This is a genomic window from Mycolicibacter senuensis (assembly GCF_003284925.1).
Classification (GTDB): Bacteria; Actinomycetota; Actinomycetes; order Mycobacteriales; family Mycobacteriaceae; genus Mycobacterium; species Mycobacterium algericum_A.
This window is the reverse complement of sequence record NZ_QMEX01000195.1, coordinates 1-5,395: the sequence shown is the minus strand read 5'-3', so window position 1 is coordinate 5,395 and position 5,395 is coordinate 1. Positions and strand designations below refer to the sequence as shown.

Sequence of the window (5,395 nt, the reverse complement as noted above, 5' to 3'; positions counted from 1 at the left end):
TTGTTTTGGGGGCCACAGGGCTTGATGTTGTGTTCGGCGGTGTCCTACTTTTCCACCCGGTTGGGCAGTATCATCGGCGCTGACAGGCTTAGCTTCCGGGTTCGGGATGGGACCGGGCGTTTCCCTGTCGCTATGTCCGCCGTAACTCTATTTTTTTGTTGGGGTGCGGGTTTGGGGGCCGGCACCGTGTTCACCATGGTTGTGTTTGGTGGTGGGGTGTGGGTTTTCTGTTGTGTGGTGTGGTTGCGGGCAACACGACAATATTTTTGTTTGTTGTGTGTTGGTAAGTTTTCGGCCGGTTAGTGCCAGTTCCCTGCACACCTTGCGGTGCTTCCAGGTCTGGTCTATCGATCCCGTGGTCTGCGGGGGGCCTTATCCCACTGAAATGGGTGAGAATCCTGGTCTTGGAGTGGGTTTCCCGCTTAGATGCTTTCAGCGGTTATCCTGTCCGAACGTGGCCATCCAGCCGTGCTCCTGGTGGAACAACTGGTATACCAGAGGTTCGTCCGTCCCGGTCCTCTCGTACTAGGGACAGGTTTCCTCAAGATTCTGACGCGCGCGGCGGATAGAGACCGAACTGTCTCACGACGTTCTAAACCCAGCTCGCGTGCCGCTTTAATGGGCGAACAGCCCAACCCTTGGGACCTGCTCCAGCCCCAGGATGCGACGAGCCGACATCGAGGTGCCAAACCATCCCGTCGATATGGACTCTTGGGGAAGATCAGCCTGTTATCCCCGGGGTACCTTTTATCCGTTGAGCGACACCCCTTCCACTCGGGGGTGCCGGATCACTAGTCCCGACTTTCGTCCCTGTTTGACGTGTCAGTCTTACAGTCAAGCTCCCTTGTGCACTTACACTCAACACCTGATTGCCGTCCAGGTTGAGGGAACCTTTGGGCGCCTCCGTTACATTTTAGGAGGCAACCGCCCCAGTTAAACTACCCACCAGGCACTGTCCCTGAACCAGCTTCATGGTTCGAGGTTAGAGGTCCAATACGATCAGAGTGGTATTTCAACAACGACTCCACCCACACTGGCGTGCGGGTTTCACAGTCTCCCACCTATCCTACACAAACCGCATCGAACATCAATACCAAGCTATAGTGAAGGTCCCGGGGTCTTTTCGTCCTGCCGCGCGTAACGAGCATCTTTACTCGTAATGCAATTTCGCCGAGTCTATGGTTGAGACAGTTGAGAAGTCGTTACGCCATTCGTGCAGGTCGGAACTTACCCGACAAGGAATTTCGCTACCTTAGGATGGTTATAGTTACCACCGCCGTTTACTGGGGCTTAAATTCTCAGCTTCACCCCCCGAAAGGGGTTAACCGGTCCTCTTAACCTTCCAGCACCGGGCAGGCGTCAGTCCGTATACATCGTCTTGCGACTTCGCACGGACCTGTGTTTTTAGTAAACAGTCGCTTCTCACTGGTTTCTGCGACCCCCTCCCGCTGCCCACCGCGAAGGTGTTGACGGTATGAGGGTCCCCCTTCTCCCGAAGTTACGGGGGTATTTTGCCGAGTTCCTTAACCATAGTTCACTCGTACGCCTTGGTATTCTCTACCTGACCACCTGTGTTGGTTTGGGGTACGGGCCGTGTGCGTGCTCGCTAGAGGCTTTTCTCGACAGCATAGGATCACCGAATTCGCCACAATTGGCTATGCATCACCTCTCGGAATATATGAGACCCGGATTTGCCTAGATCTCTTCCTACCGGCTTACCCCAGTATTACCACTGACTGGTACGGCTACCTTCCTGCGTCACCCCATCGCTTGACTACTACCAACGAAGGTCCCACGCAGCCGGCGAACGCCCTCACCCCGAAGGGATCAGATCATTCACCATTTGGGTGGTTAGTACCGCTGATTCATCAGGGACGCCCACACACGGGTACGGGAATATCAACCCGTTGTCCATCGACTACGCCTGTCGGCCTCGCCTTAGGTCCCGACTCACCCTGGGAGGACTGGCCTGGCCCAGGAACCCTTGGTCTTTCGGCGGGCAAGGTTCTCACTTGCCTCATCGCTACTCATGCCTGCATTCTCGCTCCCACACCCTCCACCACTAGATCACTCTGTGGCTTCACCGGATGCAGGACGCTCCCCTACCCAATCCTCACGGATTGCCGCGGCTTCGGCGGTGTGCTTGAGCCCCGCTACATTATCGGCGCACAATCACTTGACCAGTGAGCTATTACGCACTCTTTCAAGGGTGGCTGCTTCTAAGCCAACCTCCTGGTTGTCTTCGCGACTGCACATCCTTTTCCACTTAGCACACGCTTAGGGGCCTTAGCCGGCGATCTGGGCTGTTTCCCTCTCGACGCACGGAGCTTATCCCCCGCCGTCTCACTGCCACGCTCTACCTCACCGGCATTCGGAGTTTGGCTGACGTCAGTAACCTAGTAGGGCCCATCGGCCATCCAGTAGCTCTACCTCCGGTGAGAAACACGCAACGCTGCACCTAAATGCATTTCGGGGAGAACCAGCTATCACGGAGTTTGATTGGCCTTTCACCCCTACCCACAACTCATCCCCTCAGTCTTCAACCTAAGTGGGTTCGGGCCTCCACGCGGTCTTACCCGCGCTTCACCCTGGCCATGGGTAGATCACTCCGCTTCGGGTCCACAACACGCCACTACACCAGCCCCACTGGACTGGATACGCCCTATTCAGACTCGCTTTCGCTACGGCTACCCCACCCGGGTTAACCTCGCGACGTGCCGGTGACTCGCAGGCTCATTCTTCAAAAGGCACGCCATCACCCCACCCCAAAAGGGAAGGCTCTGACGGATTGTAGGCACATGGTTTCAGGTACTATTTCACTCCCCTCCCGGGGTACTTTTCACCATTCCCTCACGGTACTCGTCCGCTATCGGTCATCGAGAAGTATTCAGGCTTACCGGGTGGTCCCGGCAGATTCACAGCAGATTCCACGGGCCCGCTGCTACTCGGGAAACATCGCAAGGCAGGTGTCGGGTTTTCACGTACCGGGCTCTCACCGTCTACGGCAGACCATCCCAGGCCACTTCCGCTAACCACAACACTTTCTCACTGCCCTCCAGGCAAGGTAGACCCGGACACAACACTCCCACAACCCCGCACACACAACCCCTACCCGGTATCACATGCATACGGTTTAGCCATCCTCCGCTTTCGCTCGCCACTACTCACGGAATCACAATTGTTTTCTCTTCCTACGGGTACTGAGATGTTTCACTTCCCCGCGTTACCTCCCCACCGGCTATACATTCACCGGAGGGTGACACCACATCACTGATGCCGGGTTTCCCCATTCGGACATCCTCGGATCCACGCTCGGTTGACAGCTCCCCGAGGCATATCGCAGCCTCCCACGTCCTTCATCGGCTCTCGATGCCAAGGCATCCACCATGCGCCCTTACACACTTACAAACACAAAAACCAAGAAACAAAAAATTGCAAAAACAAACAGACCAAAATCTGCTTGCTAGATGCTCGCAACCACTATCCACAAAACAAACACCACACCCCACCACCAAGATGGAGCGACAACACACCCACCCCCCACCAAGGGGAGCAAACAACGGGCCTGTTGCCTCAGGACCCAACAGTGTGCCCAGCACAAAAGCCGGCCACCAGAAACCCCCAAGGACTCCTGGCAGTTGATGATCTCGAAAGCCTGTTGTTGTTCGTAAAACATCTGCACCACCGGCCACCCACTACAGGCGCCGGCACAACCTCTCCCAACCGCATCACCCTCACCCATGTGAGGAACGGGGGAATATTGGTGCTCCTTAGAAAGGAGGTGATCCAGCCGCACCTTCCGGTACGGCTACCTTGTTACGACTTCGTCCCAATCGCCGATCCCACCTTCGACGGCTCCCTCCCAAAGGGTTAGGCCACCGGCTTCGGGTGTTACCGACTTTCATGACGTGACGGGCGGTGTGTACAAGGCCCGGGAACGTATTCACCGCAGCGTTGCTGATCTGCGATTACTAGCGACTCCGACTTCACGGGGTCGAGTTGCAGACCCCGATCCGAACTGAGACCGGCTTTAAAGGATTCGCTAAACCTCACGGCATCGCAGCCCTTTGTACCGGCCATTGTAGCATGTGTGAAGCCCTGGACATAAGGGGCATGATGACTTGACGTCATCCCCACCTTCCTCCGAGTTGACCCCGGCAGTCTCTCACGAGTCCCCACCATTACGTGCTGGCAACATGAGACAAGGGTTGCGCTCGTTGCGGGACTTAACCCAACATCTCACGACACGAGCTGACGACAGCCATGCACCACCTGCACACAGGCCACAAGGGAACCGACATCTCTGCCGGCGTCCTGTGCATGTCAAACCCAGGTAAGGTTCTTCGCGTTGCATCGAATTAATCCACATGCTCCGCCGCTTGTGCGGGCCCCCGTCAATTCCTTTGAGTTTTAGCCTTGCGGCCGTACTCCCCAGGCGGGGTACTTAATGCGTTAGCTACGGCACGGATCCCTAAAGGAAGGAAACCCACACCTAGTACCCACCGTTTACGGCGTGGACTACCAGGGTATCTAATCCTGTTCGCTCCCCACGCTTTCGCTCCTCAGCGTCAGTTACTGCCCAGAGACCCGCCTTCGCCACCGGTGTTCCTCCTGATATCTGCGCATTCCACCGCTACACCAGGAATTCCAGTCTCCCCTACAGTACTCCAGTCTGCCCGTATCGCCCGCACGCCCACAGTTGAGCTGTGAGTTTTCACGGACAACGCGACAAACCACCTACGAGCTCTTTACGCCCAGTAATTCCGGACAACGCTCGCACCCTACGTATTACCGCGGCTGCTGGCACGTAGTTGGCCGGTGCTTCTTCTGTACCTACCGTCACCCCCAGAAAAATCCGGGAGCTTCGCCGATACTGAAAGAGGTTTACAACCCGAAGGCCGTCATCCCCCACGCGGCGTCGCTGCATCAGGCTTGCGCCCATTGTGCAATATTCCCCACTGCTGCCTCCCGTAGGAGTCTGGGCCGTATCTCAGTCCCAGTGTGGCCGGACACCCTCTCAGGCCGGCTACCCGTCGTCGCCTTGGTAGGCCATCACCCCACCAACAAGCTGATAGGCCGCGGGCCCATCCCACACCGCAAAAGCTTTCCACCACAGAACATGCATCCCATGGTCCTATCCGGTATTAGACCCAGTTTCCCAGGCTTATCCCAGAGTGCAGGGCAGATCACCCACGTGTTACTCACCCGTTCGCCACTCGAGTACCCCCGAAAGGGCCTTTCCGTTCGACTTGCATGTGTTAAGCACGCCGCCAGCGTTCGTCCTGAGCCAGGATCAAACTCTCCAAACAAAAAACGTTCAGAACAATCCTGAAAACATCAGTTCCGAAAAACCGACAAAACAACACCACACCCCCAACACGGGGCGCCAAGGATG

3 rRNA genes are annotated in these 5,395 nt (G+C 56.5%); all 3 read right to left on the bottom strand.

Going from position 1 to position 5,395, the window contains the following annotated elements:
* Positions 1-31: 31 nt before the first annotated feature.
* A 5S ribosomal RNA gene (gene rrf / locus DQP56_RS22325) occupies positions 32-144 on the bottom strand.
* 135 nt (positions 145-279) lie between these two features.
* Positions 280-3,408, bottom strand: a 23S ribosomal RNA gene (locus DQP56_RS22320).
* A gap of 366 nt (positions 3,409-3,774) precedes the next feature.
* Positions 3,775-5,309 (bottom strand): 16S ribosomal RNA (locus DQP56_RS22315).
* The 16S, 23S and 5S rRNA genes sit together here, the layout of an rRNA operon.
* Positions 5,310-5,395 lie beyond the last annotated feature (86 nt).